This window comes from Taibaiella lutea, from assembly GCF_008629695.1.
Classification (GTDB): Bacteria; Bacteroidota; Bacteroidia; order Chitinophagales; family Chitinophagaceae; genus Taibaiella; species Taibaiella lutea.
In genome coordinates this window covers 248,954-270,502 of the sequence record NZ_VWSH01000001.1, presented here as the reverse complement: position 1 = coordinate 270,502, position 21,549 = coordinate 248,954, and the positions used below count along the sequence as shown (strand labels likewise).

Genomic DNA, 21,549 nt, shown 5'->3' with positions numbered 1-21,549 from the left:
GCTTTTTGCAAAAAAACATATTCATATCAATATTACTTTTGACCGTCTTTGGGCAATATTCAAATGCTCAGGAGCTTTTCCCTTTGAGCGAAGCTGCGAGCAGTATTCCTAAAAATGCGTTAGGCATCCGGCTGTTTTCCGAAACATATAAAGAGGTCGATAAAATCAGGAACATGACCTACTTACGATTGATGTATGGTGTCACGCCCAGGTTTTCGGTATATCTTACAGGCATTACTTCCAATCATCATGGTGAAAATTTTCCCGTTGAATTTCCTTTCCATAACACACCGGAAAGAGGAGCTAAATACCCTTATAAATTTAATGGAGTTCACCTGTATGGTAAATACCGGTTCTTTTCCAGAGACGGAGAAAACGAACATTTGCGGATGGCTGCTTATGCGGAAGGGACGCTTGTGAAAACTACGCATCATGAAACAGAGCCTGATTTGGAATATGGCGACAATACCGGGGTAGGGGCTGGCCTTATCGGTACTTACCTGAAAAATAAATTTGCAGTGTCCGGAACATTCGGAGGCATTTTGCCATCTGAAAATAGCGGAGATTCTCCCGACCCGATTGATAACCTGCCGCCTGTTCCCATTACTATTCAATATGGTAAAGCCCTTACTTACAGCCTTTCGTTCGGTTATTTATTGTTGCCGCGAAAATATAAAGATTACAATCAGACGAATGTGAACCTTTACCTTGAATTTCATGGCAAGGCTTATCAGACAGCTAAAGTCAACCTTTTTGTAGGCGAAGCCAATGAATATTATCTGGAGTCTGTACGTTATCCGCCGGCGCTGCAAGGCAACTATTTTGTTGACATGAGTCCTGGTGTTCAGTTCATCATACGTTCCAATTTACGTATTGATTGTGCTGCTACTTTCCACATGTTAGGAACAACATACGCGCGCCTTTATCCGGTTTATTGCATTGGCATTCAGCAATATTTGTTCTTTCATAAAAAAAGATGAGCTAAATGCTTTATCTATCGGGCTTTTGACGCAATAAGGATACATTTTTTTAAAAAATTGTTAGCAATTGTTGAATTTGGGTATTAACTTTGCCACCGAAAAAATGACAATAAAATTACAATTCAATTTTTTCCTTCTTACATTATGAATTGGAAACACGCCTTTACATCTTCCATCGGTAAAAAACTTGTTATGGGTATCACCGGTGTATCTTTAATTGCATTTCTTTGTGTGCATTGCTATGTGAACTCTTTGGTTTTTATCAATGTCGAATCATTTAACGATGCTGCTCACTTTTTAGGTACAAACCTTTTAATGCATATTGCAGAAGTTGGCTTGTTCGCAGGCATTATCCTCCATATTGTTCAAGGCTTGATGCTTACTTTTCAGAATCAGAAAATGCGCCCTGTTGGTTATGAAATTAACCCGGGCAATAAAAGCAGCAAATGGTATAGCCGTTCTATGGGCTTATTAGGTACTTTGATTTTATTGTTTTTGGTCTTACACCTTTGGCACTTCTGGGGGCCTAACCGCTATAACCAAATCACTACCGGAGAAGAAATTTCTTTGTATGATAAAATGCAGGCTACATTCAGCGAACTTTGGGTCGTAATTGTTTACATCCTGGGTTGCATTGCTTTGGCATATCATCTGCTTCACGGCTTTTGGAGCGCATTTCAGACATTGGGTTTAAGTACTTCCAAATACAGGCCGATTATCCGCGGCATTGGTTATGCTTTTTCAATCATTGTTCCTTTCATTTTTATTATGATGCCGATTGCGTTTTACATGCATTGGGTGTAATAAGTCAACAGTAAAAAATAAATAACAAAATTCTGAATATTGAGTAAAGATGCTTTGATGATTTTCTTCAAAAATCTAACATCTCAAATCTCATATCTCAAATCATAATAAGATGCCTCTTAATTCAAAAATACCTGCGGGCCAGATGGCTCAAAAGTGGACAGATTATAAAGATCATTGTAAATTGGTAAATCCTGCCAATAAGCGTAACATTGAAGTTATCATTGTAGGAACCGGTCTTGCCGGAGCCTCTGCTGCAGCTTCTTTGGGTGAAATGGGTTATAAGGTTAAAGCATTTTGCTTTCAGGATTCTGCCCGTCGTGCACACTCTATTGCTGCACAAGGTGGTATCAATGCTGCAAAAAATTATCAAAATGACGGTGATTCTACATTCCGTCTTTTCTACGATACTATTAAAGGTGGCGATTATCGCGCACGCGAGGCCAACGTTCACCGCTTAGCTGAAGTAAGTGCCAATATCATTGACCAATGCGTCGCTCAGGGTGTTCCTTTTGCACGTGAATATGGTGGCTTGCTCAGCAACCGTTCTTTCGGTGGTACGCAAGTTCAGCGTACTTTCTATGCTGCAGGTCAAACCGGACAGCAATTATTGATTGGCGCTTACCAGGCTTTGGAGCGTCAGATTGCATTGGGTAATGTAACTATGTACGATCGCCATGAAATGCTTGATATTGTTAAGATTGATGGTAAGGCTCGTGGTATTATTGCACGCGATTTGGTTTCAGGTAAACTGGAGCGTCATTTCGGACATGCGGTATTGCTGGCAAGTGGTGGTTATGGTAACGTTTTCTATTTATCTACCAACGCAATGGGCAGTAATGTTACCGCTGCATGGAAAGCGCACAAAAAAGGCGCTTACTTTGGAAACCCTTGCTATACACAGATTCACCCGACCTGTATTCCTGTTTCAGGCGATCATCAGTCCAAATTGACCCTGATGTCTGAATCATTACGTAACGATGGCCGTATCTGGGTACCAAAAAAACAAAACGATACACGTAAAGCAAAAGATATTCCTGAAGACGAAAGAGATTATTATCTGGAAAGAAGATACCCTGCATTCGGTAACCTTGTTCCCCGTGACGTGGCAAGCCGTGCGGCAAAAGAGCGTTGCGATGCCGGTTATGGTGTAGGTACTTCCAAACAAGCTGTATTCCTTGATTTTGCTGCAGCCATTGAGCGTTACGGCAGAATTGAGTGTAACAAACAAGGCGATCACAACCCTGCATTGGATAAGGCTATTACCTTAGGTAAAGAAGTAGTAAAAGAGAAATACGGTAACCTCTTCGATATGTACGAAAAAATTACCGGTGAAAATCCTTATGAAATGCCAATGCGTATCTATCCTGCCGTTCACTATACAATGGGTGGTATCTGGGTTGATTACGAATTGATGACAACCGTTCCTGGTTTATATGCTTTAGGTGAAGCCAACTTCAGCGACCACGGAGCAAATCGCTTGGGTGCTTCTGCATTGATGCAAGGCCTTGCTGACGGTTACTTTGTAATTCCTTACACAATCGGTAATTATCTCGCTGACGATATCCGCACAAAAGCTATTCCTACAGACCACCCTGAGTTTGTGAAAGCAGAACAGGAAGTTGCGGACCGCATCAACAAATTGATGAGCATTCAGGGAACAGAATCTGTTGAAAGCATGCACAAACGTCTTGGTAAGATTATGTGGGAGAAATGCGGAATGGCGCGTAATGCAAAAGGATTGCAGGAAGCTATTACAGAAATTCAGGCATTGCGCAAAGAATTCTGGAGCAATGTCCGTATTCCGGGTTCTGCAGACGGTATGAATACAGAATTGGATAAAGCGAATCGCGTAGCTGATTTCATTGAATTAGGTGAATTGATGTGTAAAGATGCTTTGAATCGTGAAGAAAGCTGTGGTGGTCACTTCCGTGAAGAATCACAAACAGATGAAGGTGAAGCAAAACGTGATGATGAAAAATTCATGTACGTTTCAGCCTGGGAATATAAAGATATCAGTAACTGGGAATTGCATAAAGAGGCTCTGGATTATGAGATAATGCATCCTACGCAGCGTTCTTATAAATAATTTGGTAATTTGATGATGTGCTGATTTGATGATTTCCGGAAAAGAATTGCACATCATTATAAATAGCCTTTTGAATGCAGACTAATAAAGAGAATTTAATAGTTGAGTTAACATTTAAATTCGCCTTGGCAATAATCGTATTTTCAGAAACATTGGAAAAGATAAAGAAATACAATTTAGCTAATCAATTATTTAAATCAGGTACTTCAATTGGAGCCAATGTAAGAGAAGCGCAAAATGCAGAAAGTAAAAATGATTTTATTCATAAAATGAAAATAGCAGCCAAAGAGGCTGACGAAACGGAATATTGGTTGTTATTATGCAATGAAGCTGTAAATTATCCTGATTGTCCGGAATTGATAAATGATATTCAATCTATACAAAGGGTACTTTCAAAAATAATTTCCAGCTCTAAATCATAATCAAATTATCAAATTGACACATCATCAAATTAATTAGATGGAACATTACAATATGAATCTGACCCTTAAAGTTTGGCGTCAGAAAAATGCACAAGACAAAGGCGGTTTTGAAACCTATCAGGTAAAAGATATTTCTTCTGAAATGTCCTTTTTGGAAATGTTTGATGTGTTGAACGAACAGTTGATCAACGAAGGAAAGGAACCTATTACTTTTGACCATGATTGTCGTGAAGGTATTTGTGGTGCTTGTTCCATGCATATCAATGGTCAGGCACATGGCCCCTGGGCGCAGACAACCACCTGTCAGCTTCACATGCGTGCCTACAAAGACGGCGACACAATTGTGGTGGAACCCTGGCGTGCAAAAGCTTTCCCGGTCATCAAAGATTTGATGGTGGATCGCCGTGCGTTTGACCGTATTATTCAGGCTGGTGGTTATATCTCTGTCGATACCGGAAATGCACAGGATGCCAACAATCTTCCTATCAATAAAGACAAAGCTGACGAATCTTTCGCAGCGGCGGCTTGTATTGGTTGCGGTGCATGTGTAGCCTCTTGTAAGAATTCCTCAGCGATGTTATTCCTTTCTGCTAAAGTTGCGCATCTGGCATTGTTGCCTCAAGGCGAACCTGAACGTATGAGCCGTGTAACAAACATGGTGGATCAAATGGATAAAGAAGGATTCGGAAGTTGTACCAATACAGAAGCTTGTGAAGCAGAATGTCCAAAAGGAATTTCTGTACAAAACATTCGCCGTCTGAATTCGGAGTACATCCGTTCTGTATTCAGTGGTGACGATAAATAAACTTTTTATCATTTGCATTGTAAAATATACTAAACGCCCTTAACGGGCGTTTTTTTGTGTCAATTAATTTTACAGGAATTATTCTTAATCAACAGCTTCTTTGTATCTTAGCTTATATGAAATTTATCCTTCGATTATCGTTGCTATTATTAGTATTTGGCATCAGCCAGAAAGCATTTGCAATAATTGTTACCGGCGTTGTTTATGATTATAAGACAAATGAACCCATGTCTAACGTGAATATCAGGAATATTTTTACGGACAGAGGAATGACAACAGATAATACCGGCAAGTTTTCAATTGAGGTGGAGAAGGGACATTTGCTGGAATTTACAAGAGTAGGCTATAAAATTGTAAGAGTGAGGATTGATAACCTCAATGTCCCTTTTTACAAAATTGCCATGAAGGAAGGTTCTTTTGAATTGCAGAATGTGGACATAACAGCCAGCAATTACAGAACAGACAGTATTGAAAAGCGTGAAGTTTATAAATGGGCAATCGAGCATTATACGCTCGGACCTATGGAATCCATCGAACACCCGTTTGATGCATTAAGCAAAAGGAATCGCCAGATTTGGGCTTTCCAGAAGCGTTATGAATATTTTGAAAAGGAGAAATTTGTCGATTATGTTTTCAATGAAAGATTGATCCATAAAATAGCCAATATTGATAGTACCCAAATGGAAGACTATCGTCGTTTTTACCGTCCTACCTATGACCAGATTAAAGCCTGGAACGAGTATGAATTCCTTGAGTATATAAAGAATTCTGCTGCCGATTTCAAAAAGCGTCGCGGTTAGATTTGTGTAGAAGCTACTGGATTTCAACGAAGATTAAGCGTTGAAATCCAGATAACCTTGCAATAAGATAGTAGCGCTTATTTCATCTATCAAAGCTTTGTTTTGTCTGTCCTTTTTCTTCAATCCACTGTCTATCATCGTTTGGAAAGCCATCTTTGACGTAAATCTTTCATCGACTTTTTGGGATGGGATATTCGGGAAGAGTTTCTGCAACTGGCCAAACAACTTATCGACTTTAGGAGTTATATCATTGTCCGTTCCGTCCAGTCTTTTAGGATCACCTAATAAAATTAACTCCACAGCTTCTTTGGAAAAATAATCTTTAAGAAACCAGATTAATTTCTCCGTATCAATGGTAGTCAGGCCCGATGCTATCATTTTTAAAGGATCTGTAACTGCAATGCCTGTGCGTTTCCTGCCATAATCGATTGCTAAAATCCTTGCCATAAAAATGAGATATAAATGTAAATTGAGAAAGCGGATTTTTAAAAATTCATGGCTAATCCAAAGCCATAACCACCCTGAGGCGTTACAATGGGGTGAACCCTGAAACTGATATCTTCTGAAATATCAAAGCCTTTTAAGTGCGCGAAAACAACGGCATCCACAATCTGTAAAGCGTAACCCACACCCGTAAGGATATATGTCAGATCTCTGTTGCGCTGGTAGTAATCAATATTATATTGTAATTCTTCCGGTCCGTAAACAGCCAGCTCCGGATACACCGTTTTTTTTCCGTTGAACCTTGCCGCATATTCTGTACGGTAACGGTTATAGTTTTTTTGATTGTCGTATATAAAATAAGCTGCTGCTCCCAAGCCAATATATATAATAGGAAGTTTCCAGTATTGCTTATTATAAATCTGGCCCCAACCCGGTACCAATGCAGAATACATCCCGATTTTCTTGGGCGTTAAAGCAATGACACTATCTTTTTTGATTACTGTATTTAAAGTAGAATCTTTTGCAGCAATCATCGATGCTATTGGCTGCTTTTGGGCAGCAGAATCCGCCTTTTGCTGTGCAAAAGTGTACGATGATGCTATAATCAAAAAGAAGAAAAGGGCAAGGGCTCTGTTCATATCACGGAAAACGCTGAAGGCGCAAAAATATTGCTTTTAAGGCAATCCTGCTAATGATTTCACATCCGTGTAGCTGGAAGCTGCACAATTACAGTATCGCCGGCATTCAAAGTCAGTTTGCGGTCGCGCAGCCAGGGGTTCAGGATTTTCAGCATCTTATAATTTGTGCCTTTATTAAAAGCATACTGGGCAAAATTATCAACCGTTGCAGTAATAGTATCATTTACTGTTGCAACAGGTTTATAAGCGTCTTCTTCCGGCAATATAAAACCATACTTAGCAGCATTGCCTATTATTTGCTTCAATGCCAGGATCCTGAAAACGTAACGATTGGTTTCTTCAGGCAAAAGTAGATCGTAGTAATTTTTTGACATCTGAAAGTCACTTTGGTTGCTGTATCCGCCTGAACCGCAATTATAGGAAGCTGCCGCCGCCGTCCATGAACCGAATTTTGCATAGGCTGCGTTCAGGTATTTGCAGGCTGCTATGGTCGATTTTTCAAGATTGTATCTTTCATCCACTTCATCATTAATTACAAGCCCGTATTGCTTTCCTGTGGCAGTCATAAACTGCCAGTAACCTATGGCGCCGGCAGGAGAAGTCGGGTTTTGCAAAGAGCTTTCAGCTACGCACAGGTATTTGAAATCTTCAGGAACGCCTTGTTGTTTCAATATCTTTTCTATAATAGGAAATACGCGGGTGCTTAACTTCAGGACGTAAAGCGTGCCGCCATGAGCATAATAATTAATAAGCAATTCCCTGTCCAGCCGTTCTTTGATTTCCCAACGCTCCAAGGGAACTTTTTCACCTGCAAAGCTCATGCTTTTAGGCACTTTGGGAGGATACCATTTGTATTGCATGCTGCCGTCCTCGGTAACTTCCACAGGACTGTTGCTGTCTTTTGCCACAAATGACAGACCTGCTACGAATATAGTTCCGATCAAAAATCCTAAAGACGCTGTCTTCCATATTTTCCTTTCCATACCTGCTTTCTTTTTATGCAATATAAGCAAATTAAAGAATGCTTAATGATGAAAAGTTGAAAGTAAAAACTAAAAATGATTGATCAGTGTGGCATACCTTCTCGCGGTGTTGCCGCGGAAACGGAGTGGAATGTGTATTAAGTTTAAGCAGCTGATATTAAGGTTTGAGATTTGACAACTTTTTAAAAGTTGTCAAATCTTCTGAAATGATGACATTTCAATAAATATCATCAATAAAAACAGGCTCCGGAAAATTATCAGAATGTTTCAAATCATGATATTCAAGGAAACCATTCCTGCCATCAAAACAATTAAAAACATCTTCTTTTTTCAATTTACTTGGTCGCTCTATCAGAAATCTTTCAAAGGAACTCCATTCCCAATCCCGAAAATCATCAACAAGATTATGGTGCTGCGGGTTATAATGAATATAATAGATCAACCTTTTCAGGTAAACAGGATTATCTATTAACGCTCTTTTAAATGGTGTTTGAAAAAGTGTTCCGACCCTTTCAAATGATTTATTAAATGCCATAGAGTAAGATTGGAAGAACTTACGAAACTGATGGCTCACTATTTCATGATTGTCCGGAATATTCTTATAATCCCTTGTTGATTGAAATATGTCAAGTTCTTCCTGGCTTTTTATCTTAATTGCCAGATGAAAGTGATTTCCCAAAAGACAATAAGCATACGTGTCAACTACGTCAGAAAGATATTCATTGTATTTCTTTAGAAAGAAGATATAATTTGAATTAGTTCTGAACATGGGTTTGAGATCTACCGTACGATTATAAACATGATAGAATTTACCTGCTTCAAATTGTGTGTAATAATGTTCTGTAAGAGCCATTGTTATTAGTTTATAACATTATGGATCAAAATTCGTGCCAAAAAGAAAAAAATTAGCTATAAATATAAAATTAAGAGCTAATTTTTTATTTACAGATTTGACAACTTTTTAAAAGTTGTCAAATCTTAATATGCAGAACTCATGCTTTTTTAATGTTGTCAAATTTGTAAACGGAAAAGCGGGTGCCGATTTTTCAAAAGTTGTCAAATCTTAATACAAAATACAGAACCTAAGATTTTTCAAAAGTTGTCAAATCTAATAGTAGAATAAAAAAACAAAAACCCGATGAAATATCATCGGGCTTTGTGGTTGAATTTTGGAGTTTGGATTGGAGTTTCTTATCGGAAGGGAATGTATAATCCTTATTCCATTTCGAATTTATAACCTACACCTTTAACGGTAGTAATTACGTCGATACCTAATTTTTGTCTGATTTTACGGATGTGAACGTCAATTGTTCTGTCACCTACAATAACTTCTGTTCCCCACACTTTCTGAAGAATTTCATTTCTTAAAAATACCCTGCCAGGCTTGCTTGCCAGTAAATTCAATAATTCGAATTCTTTTTTAGCAAGAATGATTTCTTCGCCTTTGTAACTTACCGTAAATTTATACTTGTTGATTTCCAGGTCGCCGAAGACAATCTTGTTATCAGACTCTTCGTCTTTTTTAACCCTGCGCAGCGCAGTGCGTAAACGAGTCAATAATAATTCAGGTTTAATAGGTTTGGCAATATAATCGTCTGCACCCATTTTCAAACCTTCGATTTCTGATTTTTCGTCGCTCAACGCTGTAAGAAAGATAATGATAGTTCCGTCAAGTTCAGGGTTACGGCGCAATTGCTGAATAGTTTGCAAACCATCCTTTTCAGGCATCATTACATCAAGCAAAATCAAATCAGGATTAAACAAAGAAGCTTTTCTGATAGCCTCGTCACCATTGTTAGCCGTCAAAGTATCATAACCGGCTTTTTGTAAATTGTAATCAATAAACTCTACAATATCCTGTTCATCGTCCACCACGAGAATTTTTCCTAAGTTGGATTCCATTATATCAAATTTGATTTCTGTGCAAAATTACGTTCAGGCACAGTATGTTAACATTACGAAATTGTTACCAAAAAATAATTAATATTTATCAGGCAGAAGGGCCATTTGACGGCTCGGGGGTCAATACTTCATTCCTGTCCCTACCGTTTAACTGCATTTGCGTAGGATAAGCAAAGCCGGCTGCATGGCGGTACATGCTTTCATAAATACTAAACAGCACCTGTTGTTTTACATTCCCGAAATCTATGCCCGCATCTACTTTTACGAAATATACAATTTGTATGTTGACAGATGAATCGCCGAAGCTGTCAAGATGAACCACCGTATTCCCTGTTGTGCCCTCCACTTTTGCAACATCCGTTTTTATCTCATCCATCAACTGTTCCAATACTTTTCTGGATAAACCATATATTGCGCCCACAGTCATTACAACCCTGCGCATGCCGCGTTCCGAAAGGTTTTCAAGATTATCGTCAATCATCTTTCTGTTAGGTATAGCAATAAGCGATTTGTCAAAAGTACGGATGCGCGTGCTCCTGAAACCAATCTTTTCAACATGTCCTTCAACGCCGCCCATCTTAACCCAGTCGCCAATCGTAAAAGGTTTGTCGAGCAATACCATGAAAGATGCCAGCAGGTTTTCCAGTGTTTCCTTCGCTGCAAAAGCAATGGCAATTCCACCTACGCCCAGGCCCGCAATCAATGCACCGACATTCACATGAAAGACCACGCCCAGCACCGATAAAATACCAAAAGACCATATAACCACCTTGATGACATCTCTTATCAGAGGCTGAATCTGCTGACGCTCCCTGTCTCCTTTTTCAATAGATTTATTGATTAATACAAGAAACACAAAATCAAGCAGGCGGGACAGCAACAATATAAAATAAAACAGCAGGAAGAGAAAAAACAGGTGGTCAACCACATCCATTGCAGTTACCATCATAGAAGTAACGGGATGGCCGGAATCATCGGGTTTCATACGATGAATCAGGATGATATTTTCCAAAGAACTGCCAAGCTGGTAAAAAGCAATATAAAAAGCGATGCTTACAATGATACCCTGAATAGGTTGTAATACAAGCGTTTTAAACTGTTGACCATAAAAGTTTGCGGAGAATTTTTTGAAAACTGTAAAGAATAGCTTTGCAAGAATGGAAGAGATATAACGCTTCAGGATTAATGCGAGCAAGAGAATGACTACAAATAAAAGATAGGCTTTAAGACTGTTTCCAAAATACTCCTGTTGCAGAAAAGACAAGTTCAAGGTTATTGATTTTTGATTAATAAAAATGAATAACAAAGGTAAGGTTTTTGGTTAGCGCATAACAAAAGTTAAAGTTCCTGCTCCTTTAGGACAACCGCCGCTTCTGATACATTTTATACCTTCGATTGCTACTATGTCGCCAGTTTTTAGTTGGCTAAAAGCAACTATGGTATTGGAAGTGAAACGATTGCCGTTTGTTTCCTGAGTATGGAAAACCTGATTATTACTTAATAGCGTTATTTTAAAAGATATAACTATTGCTTTGAAGTCTAAATCAAATGATTCGCCAAATGTCATGACTACTCCTTGCTGCACTTTAAATTGAGCCAACGGAAAAGATCCACTATGCCTATTGCCAACAACCGGATATGGATCAGGAATACGTTTACATCTCAGTACTTGTTCTCCAATCTTAACAAGCTTCCCGTTTTGTTTCTTTTGAATGATGATAGTTGCTTTTTCAGCTTGCGAGGGCTCATACAAGAAATGACAACTATCTTTTTTTATAAGCGTTCCATTATCTGTTGTGGCAAATAAATCTTTGCAACTGCAATTATCTGAAACGATGCTTAGCGGATTGTCAATACCTATGTATGCGATGTTCATCTTATCGGCTGAAATGACAAAGGATTGAGCAAACAAGTTTGCAGATAATAATATCAAAAAAACGAAAAAAGGTATTTTCATGATTTCAAATTATGGAATTATGGTAAATTCAATAGATTCTAAAGCCCGCTCCTTTTTATCAGGCGCGGAGCAAAATATATTTTCAAATAAAACAAGGTCTCCGGCCATAAGCGACTGAAATGCACTCTTTATATCATCGTTAAATCGATTACCTATGTTGTCTTTAGTGAATTTAATTGAGCCATTCCTAATAATCGTTACTTTAAATTTTGAAACTTTGAACTCATTTCAATGTCAAGATTCTGCATAGTGGCTAGGATACCTAATTGAGGTATTAATTTTGCTCTACTAATTTGCCCGCCCGTTTCCCTTCCAATACTTGCAGTAGGAGCCGGCGCTTCTTTAATCCTATAACCCGTTTGTCCGATTTCCCTGTTGCCATTCTTAGTTTTTACTTCAAGCTTTATAATGGCTTCCCCCGCTTTTAGAGGTGTGTAATAATAGTTCCCATCACCATTGTTTACCAGTGTTCCGTTATCGGTTGAAACAATAACCTGTTCGGCTTTGTAGTTTTCAACTGCGATAGTTATAGGGTTGGGAACGCCCGCGTAAGCCACATTCATTCCGTCGTTAGCCACCACAACATTTTGCCCGGACATTGAAATAGGCAGGTATAATGAAAATAGCAGCAGCAATAAGATTTTCATAATCACGTATTTATAGCTTTACGAATTTAATAAAATTTCATGAAAGCATGCTAATATCATTGCTTGCTGGCTTAAGACATGAGCCTGATTATAGATTTCGATAATTTTTTCTGTATTTCTATAAGAAACTTATCGTTAAAGTTAATTTTTTCAATCCCTCCATAAGCAGCTTCTCGTTGTGGTTAATTTTTTCTATCCTTCCATAAGAGGCTTATCGTTCAAGTTAACATTTTCCGCCCCCACATAAGCAGTTTATCGTCGTGGTTAATTTTTTCTATCCCTACATAAGCGGCTTATCGTACAGGTTAATATTTTCCGTCCCTCCATAAGCAACTTGTTGTTGGAGTTAATTTTTTCTGATTTTCAATAAGAATTTTATAGTCCCGATTAATTTTTTTCCTCAAAACATATGTTTTGGCATACTTTTTGCAGTAATCATTTTATTGATTGTATAAATTTTCAATAAAATTATCATTATGGAAACAAAAGTGCATATTGGCAGCATGTTAAGTCATCGTATCGAAGCATTGCGTGTAAAACGCACACAACTGGGTATTCAAATGGGATTGTCTGAAACGGCCGTCTATGCATATGAAAAAAGGAGTTCCCTGCACGTGCACAGCCTTTTGAAATTATGCCACGGTTTGCGTTACAATTTTTTTAAGGACATAGCGCTAAGATTGCCGACAGATTATGCCTCTGCTGCTGATACGCCACAAGATAAACTGCTGGCCGAACAGGCAGAGCAGATTAAAAAGCTGCAATGGGAAAATGATTTACTGAAGGAGCTTATCAGCAGAAAAGGGTAGGGATACCTTCGGTAGATAGTAACATCTTATGAGGTTTCAAAATCTCATAGGATTTTGACAATAAGTAAAGCATGGCTAAGAGTACATCAACTGCAGGAGCAAAAAAAAGCAGTGCAACCGCACTGCTTTAATATTATATCGATACATTGAAATCTCTCAGCGCATCATTCAGGCTGGTTTTCAGGTCGGTACTTTCTTTACGCTTACCAATAATTAACGCACAACCCACACCAAATTCTCCGGCAGGGAATTTTTTAGTATAGTTACCCGGAATCACGACGCTTCTTGCAGGAACCACACCTTTATATTCTACAGGCGCATCGCCGCTTACATCAATGATTTTGGTACTTTGGGTCAATACCACATTTGCACCCAAAACTGCTTCTTTTTCAACACGCACGCCTTCCACAACAATACAGCGTGAACCAATAAAACAGCCGTCTTCAATCACTACAGGAGAAGCCTGTAATGGTTCCAGCACACCGCCAATGCCTACGCCGCCACTTAAATGCACACCTTTGCCAATCTGTGCGCAGCTACCAACGGTTGCCCAGGTATCTACCATCGTGCCTTCATCCACATAAGCGCCGATATTTACATAAGAAGGCATCAATACTACATTACGCGCAATATAGGCGCCATAGCGTGCTACGGCATGCGGTACGGCACGTACGCCCAATTCGGCATAGCCTTTCTTCAATTCCATTTTATCATAGAATTCAAAAGGAGCCACATCCCAGGTTTTCATTTTCTGAATACTGAAATACATTAGTATGGCTTGTTTCACCCACTGGTTTACCTGCCATCCGGCAGCAGTTGGTTCAGATACGCGCAATTGCCCCTTGTCCACCAGTTCAATCACAGCACGCACTGCATTTTCATACTTTTCTTCGCTCAATAATGCCCTGTTGGTATATGCTTCTTCTACTAAGTTTTGGTATTCGTTCATTTAATATTTATTGTTTAATTGTTTGATCGATAAATTGCTTCTTCACAATTCATGCCTCACTATCAACTAACGACTGACCACTATCAACTATTTACTCACCGTTTTCTGTTCTATTCTTTTTTCGTAATCTTTTCCTTCAAAAATGCGGTGCACATATATTCCCGGTACGTGTATAGCATTCGGGTCCAATGCTCCGGCAGGTACCAGTTCTTCTACTTCTACAATAGATATTTTTGCACCTTTTGCCATTACTTCATTGAAGTTTCTGGCAGTTTTATTGAATATCACATTACCTGCAGTATCACCTTTCCATGCCTTTACAATAGAATAATCAGCCTCAAAAGCCATTTCAACCAGATAATCTTTACCGTTAAAATTGCGCACCTCTTTTCCTTCCGCAACTTCGGTGCCGACACCCGCAGGCGTAAACATGGCAGGATAGCCATAAGCCGCAGCAAGGCAACGGGTAGCCAATGTACCCTGTGGTATCAATTCCACTTCCAGCTCACCACTCAGCAACTGGCGTTCAAACTCTGCATTTTCACCCACATAAGAGGAAATCATTTTCTTAACCTGACGTGTTTTCAGCATCAATCCGATACCGAAATCATCCACACCTGCGTTATTCGATATACAAGTCAAATCTTTGGTGCCTTTTTTTACCAATGCATTGATACTGTTTTCAGGTATTCCGCAAAGGCCAAAACCACCCAACATAATGGTTGCTCCATCAGGAATGTCCTTAATGGCTTCATCAGCATTGGCAACTACTTTATTAAATCCCATAATGTATTTTTTAATTTCAGGGTCTAAAGGTAAAGCATGTCTTTTGAATTTGGTAAAAGAGTTGCCAAAACATAAATATTTGGCCGGCCTGAATACTAAAAAAAAGAAAATTCAGTTTTAGAACCTGAAAATTGCGGGTATGCCAACATTCAATAAGGCAATCGCTTATCTTTGCAAGCTATGTTTCGTAAATCACTACTATTATTTTTTATATCCATTGCAGTAAAACCTGCTATGGCTCAGGTTCAGGTGGCAGATAAAATTATTGGCCAGGTTGGCAATAAAATTATCCTTAAATCTGATTTGGATGAGATGTATAATCAGGCAGCTAAAGATAATCCTGCTATGCCCGGAGATGCAAAATGTGACATCTTTTTTAATTTAATGTCCCAACAAATACTGATTGAGCAGGCTGACAGGGATAGTGTTATTGTTGCCGATGATGAAATTGAAGGCAATCTGGATAACCGTATCAGAAATATGATACAGCAATATGGCAGTAAAGAAGCTTTTGAAGAAGCCAATGGCGGCCGTACCGTTTATCAGTTAAAAGATCAGTACCGCACTTTTTTCAAGGATCAGGCCATTGCAAACAAAATGCAGGGCATCATCATGGAAAAAGTAAAAATCACACCTCAGGAAATAGATGCTTATTACAAAGGCCTTCCGCAAGATAGCTTGCCGCCATTTCCTGCTACCGTTGAGATGGGACAGATAGTGGTGACACCGAAAGTAAGCACGGAAGTAGATCAGCTTGCAAGGGAAAAACTGGAAGGCATCCGTAAAGATATTGTGGAAAACGGCAAGAGCTTTGCTACAATGGCCGGTATCTACAGTATGGATGGTACCAAAGATAACGGAGGCGAATTGAGCATTAACCGTAAAGACAATCTTGATCAGCAATTTGTGGCGGCGGCATACAGGCTGCAACCGGGTGAAATTTCTCCGGTTATCCGTTCTAAGTTCGGTTACCATATCATTCAGATGATCAGTCGTTCCGGTGATGATGCCCGTGTAAGGCACATCATTATTGTTCCGGAAATTACCAATGCGGATTTGCAGATGAGCATGAAAAAACTGGACAGCGTACGTGCCGATTTGGTAAGCGGAAAAATAAGCTTTGCAGAAGCTGTAGGTAAATACAGTACGGATGAGCAGTCTAAAATGACAGGTGGTATGGTATATGATTATAATACCAACAGCCCCATTTTGCAAATAGAAAACATGGACAGGGAAATGTCACAGGCCGTAGGCGAACTTAAAGTGGGCGAATATTCTCAACCGCAGATATTTACCGAAAATCCGCAAACAGGTAGCCGCGCTACACGTATCTTATTTATGAAAAGCAGGACAGAGCCGCATACGCTTAACCTGAAAGACGATTATGCAAAAATTCAGGCCGTTGCATTGGCAAAGAAACAAAATGAATACCTGCATAAATGGATCAATGAAAGAGTAAGCACTTATTTTATAAGAATCGATCCTGACTTCCAGAATTGCGAATCTGTACAGGGCTGGACAAAACCAACAAGCGCGAAGAACTAAGCATTTTGATTATTAAAATACCGGAAGGGTTGCTATGCAAATGGCAGCCCTTCTTTTATCCCGCCAAATTAAGCTACCTTTGCGCCACTACAAACCCGTGCTGCCGCTGTTTCGAAAGAAATGGAGGAAAGTCCGGACAGCATAGAGCGATGCACCATCTAACGGATGGGGTTCTTTTTAAGAATACAGAAAGTGCCACAGAAAATAACCGCCGGAGCGTCAAGGCTTGCCGAAGCGCAACGGTAAGGGTGAAAATGTGCGGTAAGAGCGCACGGTAGTTATGGGTAACTATAATTGCGGGTAAACCTTGCATGATGAAATGCCCAATAGGCAGGCGCTTGAGGACTGCTCGTCCGATGCCTGCGGGTAGGCAGATAGAATGTTGCAGCAATGTAACATCCAGATAAATGGCAGCAGCCCCGCAGCAATGCGGGGTACAAAATCCGGCTTACAGGGTTTGTAGTTTTTTTAAATATTTGTGCGATTCGGATGTAAAATCCTGCTTCTCTTAAATATCCTTCTCACCTTAAAAATAAATCGGCCTTTTTGGCAATGCTTTTTTATTTTTGCGTTTCGTATGTCTATCCTAATCAAAAACGCAACTATATCCGCCCCTGATTCGCCTTTGGATGGCAAGAAGGCTGATATTTTTATTCAAAAAGGCATCATTGCCGAAATAGGTAAAAACCTTAACCATAAGGCGGATAAAGTCATTGAAAGCAATGACTTGCAGGTAAGCCCGGGATGGGTCGATGTTTTTGCAGATTATTGCGATCCGGGTTATGAGCATAAAGAGACTTTGCTGACCGGACTGGATGCAGCGGCGGCAGGCGGTTTCACCGATGTTTTTGTAGTACCGAACACACATCCGGTTATTGCCTCCAAGACAACATTGGAATATGTTCAGAATAAAGCGAAAGGCCATGCTGTAAACCTTCATGTGCTGGGAGCCGTTTCCAGAAATGTGGAAGGTAAAGATCTGGCTGAAATGATGGATATGCAACATGCAGGTGCCATTGCTTTCAGCGATGGCTGGCATCCGGTGCAGAATGCAGGCCTGATGCAAAAGTCATTGGAGTATGTAACGGCGTTTGATGGTATCATTATTCAGCTTCCGGTGCAGGCTTCTCTTGCGGCAGGAGGGTTGATGAACGAAGGTGAGACTTCGGTAAGACTTGGCATGAGTGGCATTCCCAATATTGCGGAAAGCCTGATCGTGCATCGTGATATTGAATTGGTGAGATATACAAACAGCCGCATTCATTTTACCGGCGTTACTACGGCTGAATCTCTGGCCTTAATTAAAGCGGCTAAAAAAGATGGCTTGAAGGTAACCTGTTCCGTTACACCATTCCATTTATTATATACGGAAGAAAATCTGAAGATGTACGACAGCGTTTATAGAGTGGAGCCGCCTTTACGTACGGAAGCAGAAAGAAAATTACTTGTAAAAGCCTTGATGGATGGAACAATTGATTGTATTGCCACGCACCATCGCCCTCAGGACTGGGATGCAAAGGTGAAAGAGTTTGAATACGCTTCGCCGGGAATGATTACGCAGGAAACATGTCTTGCGATGATTATGGAGGCTGCGCCGAAATTAGACTCTACGCAATTGGTAAAACTGATGTCTGTAAATCCAAGGAAAATATTCGGGTTGCCGGAAGTGAAAATTGAAGAAGGCCAGCCTGCAAATATCTCGGTCTTTGATACAACAGCAACGTGGACATATACCAAATCCAATAAAAAATCCCTCGGTATTAATTCTCCGTTATTCGACAAGATTTTGAAAGGGAAAACGTTTTAATAATCAGCAGACAGGAAATTTAAAAAATGGCATCAGAAACTAAAGCAATATTACCTTCCAATAAATTGGGCATCACTTTTGGCCTCGCAACAGGATTATCAATGGTGGTTTATAATCTCATTCTCCGGATGATGCATGTACCGGATGCCTCATGGTTGAATTTTATGGTATTGGTAATCTACCTGGTAGGTGTATTATGGTTTTGCTACATTTTCAGCAAGAATGAAAATCATGATACTTCTTTTGGTGGTATGTTTAAAGGCGGATTCAGGATGATTGCAATAGTAACGATTGTGTTACTCACAGCAGCATTGTTAACTGTTTTTATTGATCCTTCGGTAAAAAAGGAAATAATGGATAATAATCTTGCCGCTTTGGTTGCCGCAAAGAAAACAAAGGCAGAGATTGACAGTGCGATGAAACTGGCACGTGATAATTTTACCTTAATGATTGTAATGAACGCAGTGTTCACCAATATATTTTACGGAGTGATTTTTGCATTGGTAGGGGCTGGTATTTTTAAAAAGAGTAAAGCTTAATTTTATATTTTTAATCTCCAATTTTAAAAGAAATGCCCCAGGGCTTTACATCATATGCTTTGTTTGTCTATAGTAGTACCCTTGTTAAATGAAGAAGAATCCCTTCCTGAATTGTCCGAATGGATTAACAGGGTTGCGGTTGCTAATAATCTTTCTTACGAATTGATTTTTATTGATGATGGAAGTACGGACGAAAGTTGGAAAGTTATTGAATCGCTTAGTAATAAAAACGCAGCCGTTAAAGGAATAAAATTCCAAAGGAATTATGGTAAAAGTGCTGCATTGAATGAAGGCTTTAAAGCTGCACAGGGCAATGTTATAATCACCATGGATGCTGATTTGCAGGATAGTCCTGATGAAATTCCTGCGTTATATGCAATGGTGATGAATGACGGATATGATTTGGTAAGCGGATGGAAGAAAAAACGTTATGATAACGCGCTCACTAAAAATATACCTTCTAAGATATATAATTCTGTAACGCGCCGCATGAGTGGCATTAAGCTGCATGATATGAATTGCGGGCTTAAGGCTTATCGTAAAAATGTAATTAAAAGCATTGAGGTATATAGTGAAATGCACCGTTATATACCTGTATTGGCTAAATGGGCGGGTTTCAGAAAAGTAGGTGAGAAAGTAGTGGAACACAGAGCCAGAAAATTCGGTGTTTCCAAATTCGGATTAAGCCGTTTTGTAAACGGACCTTTAGACTTGGCAAGCATCATGTTTGTGGGCCGGTATGGTAAAAAGCCAATGCAGTTTTTCGGTTTGTTAGGTACCATTATATTCTTAATCGGTTTTGGAGTGGGTGGCTATCTGATTGTCGATAAGATTATTTCTCCGGAAAATTCATTGTCTAACCGTCCGCCGTTTTATATTGCGCTGACATGTATTATTCTTGGTACTATGTTTTTCCTTACGGGTTTTATAGCTGAATTGATTATAAGAAACGCGCCCGACAGAAACCATTACCTGATAGAACAGAAATTGAAGCTTTAGGAAATATAAGAACTGCATTTTATCTTTAGATGCAATTGTAACCAAACCCAACCAACAGACAGACGACCGACCGAAGATATAGCTATGTTAAGACAGACCCAGACTCAGAAATTAACGCAGAAGCTTTCGCCGCAACAGATTCAACTTATGAAGCTGCTACAGGTTCCTACGTCTAATTTAGAAGAACGGATTAAAGATGAATTAGAAAATAACCCTGCGCTTGACACCGGCTCCGATAAAGATAATGATCCCTACGGACTGAATGAAAATGAAATTCTGAATAAGGAAAAATATGAAGGCGAGGAGGAACACCAGGAAGGTAATGATGAACTGGAAAATTTTGATGTAAGCGAATACCTGAGAGAAGAAGGGGATATGCAAAGTGATCATCATTTATATGAAGGTCGTGATGATGATGACGAACCCATGAGTAATCCTGTGAGGGTGGAAACAACTTTTACCGAATATCTGACCAATCAAATGGGTATGTTGGATCTGGATGAAAGAAGGACAGAGATTGCGGAACAGATTATTGGCAGCATAGATGATGATGGTTATTTAAGACGGGATCCTGTGTCTATAGCAGATGATCTGGCATTCAACCGGAACATTGCGACAGATGAGAAAGAGGTGAAGGAGCTTATAAAGAAAATTCAAAATTTTGATCCACCCGGTGTTGCGGCTATGGATTTGAGGGAATGTCTTTTACTGCAGCTCGAAAGGCTGGATTTCCGTTCTCAGGCTCTCACGAATGCAATGCTTATCCTGGATGAATTCTTTGAAGAGTTTACACGTAAGCATTACGACAGGATTATACAGAAGCTGAAGATTGATGAAGATGAATTCAGGGATGCGATAAATATAATTCTGAAACTGACGCCAAAGCCGGGCAGCGCTTACAGCGGCCCGGAAGAAGCAGGGACTTATATCATTCCCGACTTCTTTATCTATAATAATAACGGTATTTTAGAATTGACATTGAACGCCCGGAATGCCCCTGAGTTGAGGGTTTCCGAAGGGTATCGTGATATGTTGAAGACTTACGATTCCAATGAGAAGCAAAGTAAAAGCCAGCGGGATGCATTGGTTTTTATCAAGCAAAAGATTGATGCGGCAAAATGGTTTATCGATGCTATTAAACAGCGGCAGCATACGCTGTTGGTAACGATGAATGCTATACTGGAGTATCAGGCGGAATTCTTTTTGACCGGAGATGAAGCTTCTTTACGCCCCATGATTTTGAAAGATATTGCAGATAAGATCAACATGGATATCTCTACAGTTTCCCGTGTTGCAAGCAGTAAGTATGTTCAATGCGAATACGGAACATTTATTTTGAAATTCTTCTTTTCCGAGGCTATTGTAAATGATAGCGGAGAAGAGGTTTCGACAAGAGAAGTAAAAAGGATTCTTACAAAATTCATTAATGAAGAAGACAAACAAAAACCTTTATCTGATGAACGATTGATGGAATTAATAGCAGAGCAAGGTTTTAATGTAGCTAGAAGAACAGTGGCGAAATACAGAGAACAAATGGAAATACCTGTTGCCCGTTTACGCAGGCAAGTATAAAAAGATATAACAATAAAAATGTAAAGAGGAGATGGTTTTAAATTCATCTCCTCTTTGTTGTATAAAATAAAA

Annotated in this window: 23 protein-coding genes and 1 other RNA gene; 13 read left to right on the top strand and 11 right to left on the bottom strand. The window is 39.5% G+C overall.

What is annotated here, in order from left to right; genetic code table 11:
- Positions 1-38 precede the first annotated feature (38 nt).
- From F0919_RS01170 to F0919_RS01145, 6 genes are all read left to right on the top strand, one after another.
- Positions 39-980, top strand: a complete 942-nt coding sequence (locus F0919_RS01170) for a hypothetical protein (RefSeq protein WP_190277220.1) — start codon at positions 39-41, stop codon at positions 978-980.
- 144 nt (positions 981-1,124) lie between these two features.
- Entirely contained in the window at positions 1,125-1,784 is a 660-nt protein-coding gene (locus F0919_RS01165; RefSeq protein WP_150030880.1) for a succinate dehydrogenase cytochrome b subunit, read from the top strand.
- Between the two features lie 112 nt (positions 1,785-1,896).
- Positions 1,897-3,873, top strand: a complete 1,977-nt coding sequence (locus F0919_RS01160; RefSeq protein WP_150030879.1) for a fumarate reductase/succinate dehydrogenase flavoprotein subunit — start codon at positions 1,897-1,899, stop codon at positions 3,871-3,873.
- Between the two features lie 74 nt (positions 3,874-3,947).
- The gene (locus F0919_RS01155) at positions 3,948-4,295 is read left to right on the top strand and encodes a four helix bundle protein (RefSeq protein ID WP_150030878.1); all 348 of its coding nucleotides are present in this window, start codon (positions 3,948-3,950) and stop codon (positions 4,293-4,295) included.
- A 37-nt stretch (positions 4,296-4,332) separates the two neighbouring features.
- Positions 4,333-5,100 (top strand): succinate dehydrogenase/fumarate reductase iron-sulfur subunit, encoded by a 768-nt coding sequence (locus tag F0919_RS01150; RefSeq protein ID WP_150030877.1) that lies wholly within the window; start codon positions 4,333-4,335, stop codon positions 5,098-5,100.
- Between the two features lie 116 nt (positions 5,101-5,216).
- Positions 5,217-5,900, top strand: coding sequence for a carboxypeptidase-like regulatory domain-containing protein (locus F0919_RS01145; protein ID WP_150030876.1), 684 nt, complete (start codon positions 5,217-5,219; stop codon positions 5,898-5,900).
- Between the two features lie 33 nt (positions 5,901-5,933).
- On the opposite strand, the gene ruvX is transcribed toward F0919_RS01145, so the two are convergent.
- The 9 genes from ruvX to F0919_RS01105 form a co-directional block, all read right to left on the bottom strand.
- Positions 5,934-6,347, bottom strand: coding sequence for a Holliday junction resolvase RuvX (gene ruvX / locus F0919_RS01140; RefSeq protein ID WP_150030875.1), 414 nt, complete (start codon positions 6,345-6,347; stop codon positions 5,934-5,936).
- 38 nt (positions 6,348-6,385) lie between these two features.
- Complete coding sequence (locus F0919_RS01135) at positions 6,386-6,982, bottom strand: DUF5683 domain-containing protein (RefSeq protein ID WP_150030874.1); 597 nt, start codon at positions 6,980-6,982, stop codon at positions 6,386-6,388.
- Between the two features lie 59 nt (positions 6,983-7,041).
- Positions 7,042-7,965: a lytic transglycosylase domain-containing protein gene (locus F0919_RS01130; protein WP_150030873.1), complete on the bottom strand. Its 924-nt coding sequence runs from the start codon at positions 7,963-7,965 to the stop codon at positions 7,042-7,044.
- Between the two features lie 217 nt (positions 7,966-8,182).
- Positions 8,183-8,818, bottom strand: coding sequence for a hypothetical protein (locus F0919_RS01125; protein WP_150030872.1), 636 nt, complete (start codon positions 8,816-8,818; stop codon positions 8,183-8,185).
- Between the two features lie 362 nt (positions 8,819-9,180).
- Positions 9,181-9,867: a response regulator transcription factor gene (locus F0919_RS01120; protein WP_150030871.1), complete on the bottom strand. Its 687-nt coding sequence runs from the start codon at positions 9,865-9,867 to the stop codon at positions 9,181-9,183.
- Between the two features lie 88 nt (positions 9,868-9,955).
- Positions 9,956-11,137, bottom strand: a complete 1,182-nt coding sequence (locus tag F0919_RS01115; protein WP_150030870.1) for a mechanosensitive ion channel family protein — start codon at positions 11,135-11,137, stop codon at positions 9,956-9,958.
- Positions 11,138-11,188: 51 nt separating this feature from the next.
- The gene (locus F0919_RS01110; protein ID WP_150030869.1) at positions 11,189-11,824 is read right to left on the bottom strand and encodes a GldM family protein; all 636 of its coding nucleotides are present in this window, start codon (positions 11,822-11,824) and stop codon (positions 11,189-11,191) included.
- Positions 11,825-11,833: 9 nt separating this feature from the next.
- Positions 11,834-12,001, bottom strand: a complete 168-nt coding sequence (locus tag F0919_RS18800; protein WP_394349704.1) for a hypothetical protein — start codon at positions 11,999-12,001, stop codon at positions 11,834-11,836.
- A 20-nt stretch (positions 12,002-12,021) separates the two neighbouring features.
- Positions 12,022-12,471 carry a GldM family protein gene (locus tag F0919_RS01105; RefSeq protein WP_150030868.1) on the bottom strand — a complete coding sequence of 150 codons (450 nt, stop codon included), beginning with the start codon at positions 12,469-12,471 and terminating at the stop codon, positions 12,022-12,024.
- A 476-nt stretch (positions 12,472-12,947) separates the two neighbouring features.
- Here F0919_RS01105 and F0919_RS01100 point away from each other — a divergent pair, with 476 nt between their 5' ends.
- The gene (locus tag F0919_RS01100; RefSeq protein WP_150030867.1) at positions 12,948-13,280 is read left to right on the top strand and encodes a hypothetical protein; all 333 of its coding nucleotides are present in this window, start codon (positions 12,948-12,950) and stop codon (positions 13,278-13,280) included.
- A gap of 133 nt (positions 13,281-13,413) precedes the next feature.
- On the opposite strand, the gene F0919_RS01095 is transcribed toward F0919_RS01100, so the two are convergent.
- The gene (locus F0919_RS01095) at positions 13,414-14,229 is read right to left on the bottom strand and encodes a 2,3,4,5-tetrahydropyridine-2,6-dicarboxylate N-succinyltransferase (protein WP_150030866.1); all 816 of its coding nucleotides are present in this window, start codon (positions 14,227-14,229) and stop codon (positions 13,414-13,416) included.
- 87 nt (positions 14,230-14,316) lie between these two features.
- Entirely contained in the window at positions 14,317-15,015 is a 699-nt protein-coding gene (locus tag F0919_RS01090) for a CoA transferase subunit A (protein WP_150030865.1), read from the bottom strand.
- Between the two features lie 180 nt (positions 15,016-15,195).
- Here F0919_RS01090 and F0919_RS01085 point away from each other — a divergent pair, with 180 nt between their 5' ends.
- The 6 genes from F0919_RS01085 (at position 15,196) to rpoN (ending at position 21,477) form a co-directional block, all read left to right on the top strand.
- Positions 15,196-16,560 (top strand): peptidylprolyl isomerase, encoded by a 1,365-nt coding sequence (locus F0919_RS01085; RefSeq protein ID WP_150030864.1) that lies wholly within the window; start codon positions 15,196-15,198, stop codon positions 16,558-16,560.
- An 87-nt stretch (positions 16,561-16,647) separates the two neighbouring features.
- Positions 16,648-17,027: RNase P RNA component class A (gene rnpB, locus F0919_RS01080), an RNA gene on the top strand.
- Between the two features lie 110 nt (positions 17,028-17,137).
- A complete protein-coding gene (locus tag F0919_RS01075) occupies positions 17,138-18,367 on the top strand; it encodes a dihydroorotase (RefSeq protein WP_150030863.1) in 1,230 nt (409 codons plus the stop codon).
- Positions 18,368-18,393: 26 nt separating this feature from the next.
- A complete protein-coding gene (locus tag F0919_RS01070; RefSeq protein ID WP_150030862.1) occupies positions 18,394-18,906 on the top strand; it encodes a DUF4199 domain-containing protein in 513 nt (170 codons plus the stop codon).
- A gap of 54 nt (positions 18,907-18,960) precedes the next feature.
- A complete protein-coding gene (locus F0919_RS01065) occupies positions 18,961-19,905 on the top strand; it encodes a glycosyltransferase family 2 protein (protein ID WP_150030861.1) in 945 nt (314 codons plus the stop codon).
- An 84-nt stretch (positions 19,906-19,989) separates the two neighbouring features.
- Positions 19,990-21,477 carry an RNA polymerase factor sigma-54 gene (rpoN, locus tag F0919_RS01060; protein ID WP_150030860.1) on the top strand — a complete coding sequence of 496 codons (1,488 nt, stop codon included), beginning with the start codon at positions 19,990-19,992 and terminating at the stop codon, positions 21,475-21,477.
- Positions 21,478-21,549: the final 72 nt, after the last annotated feature.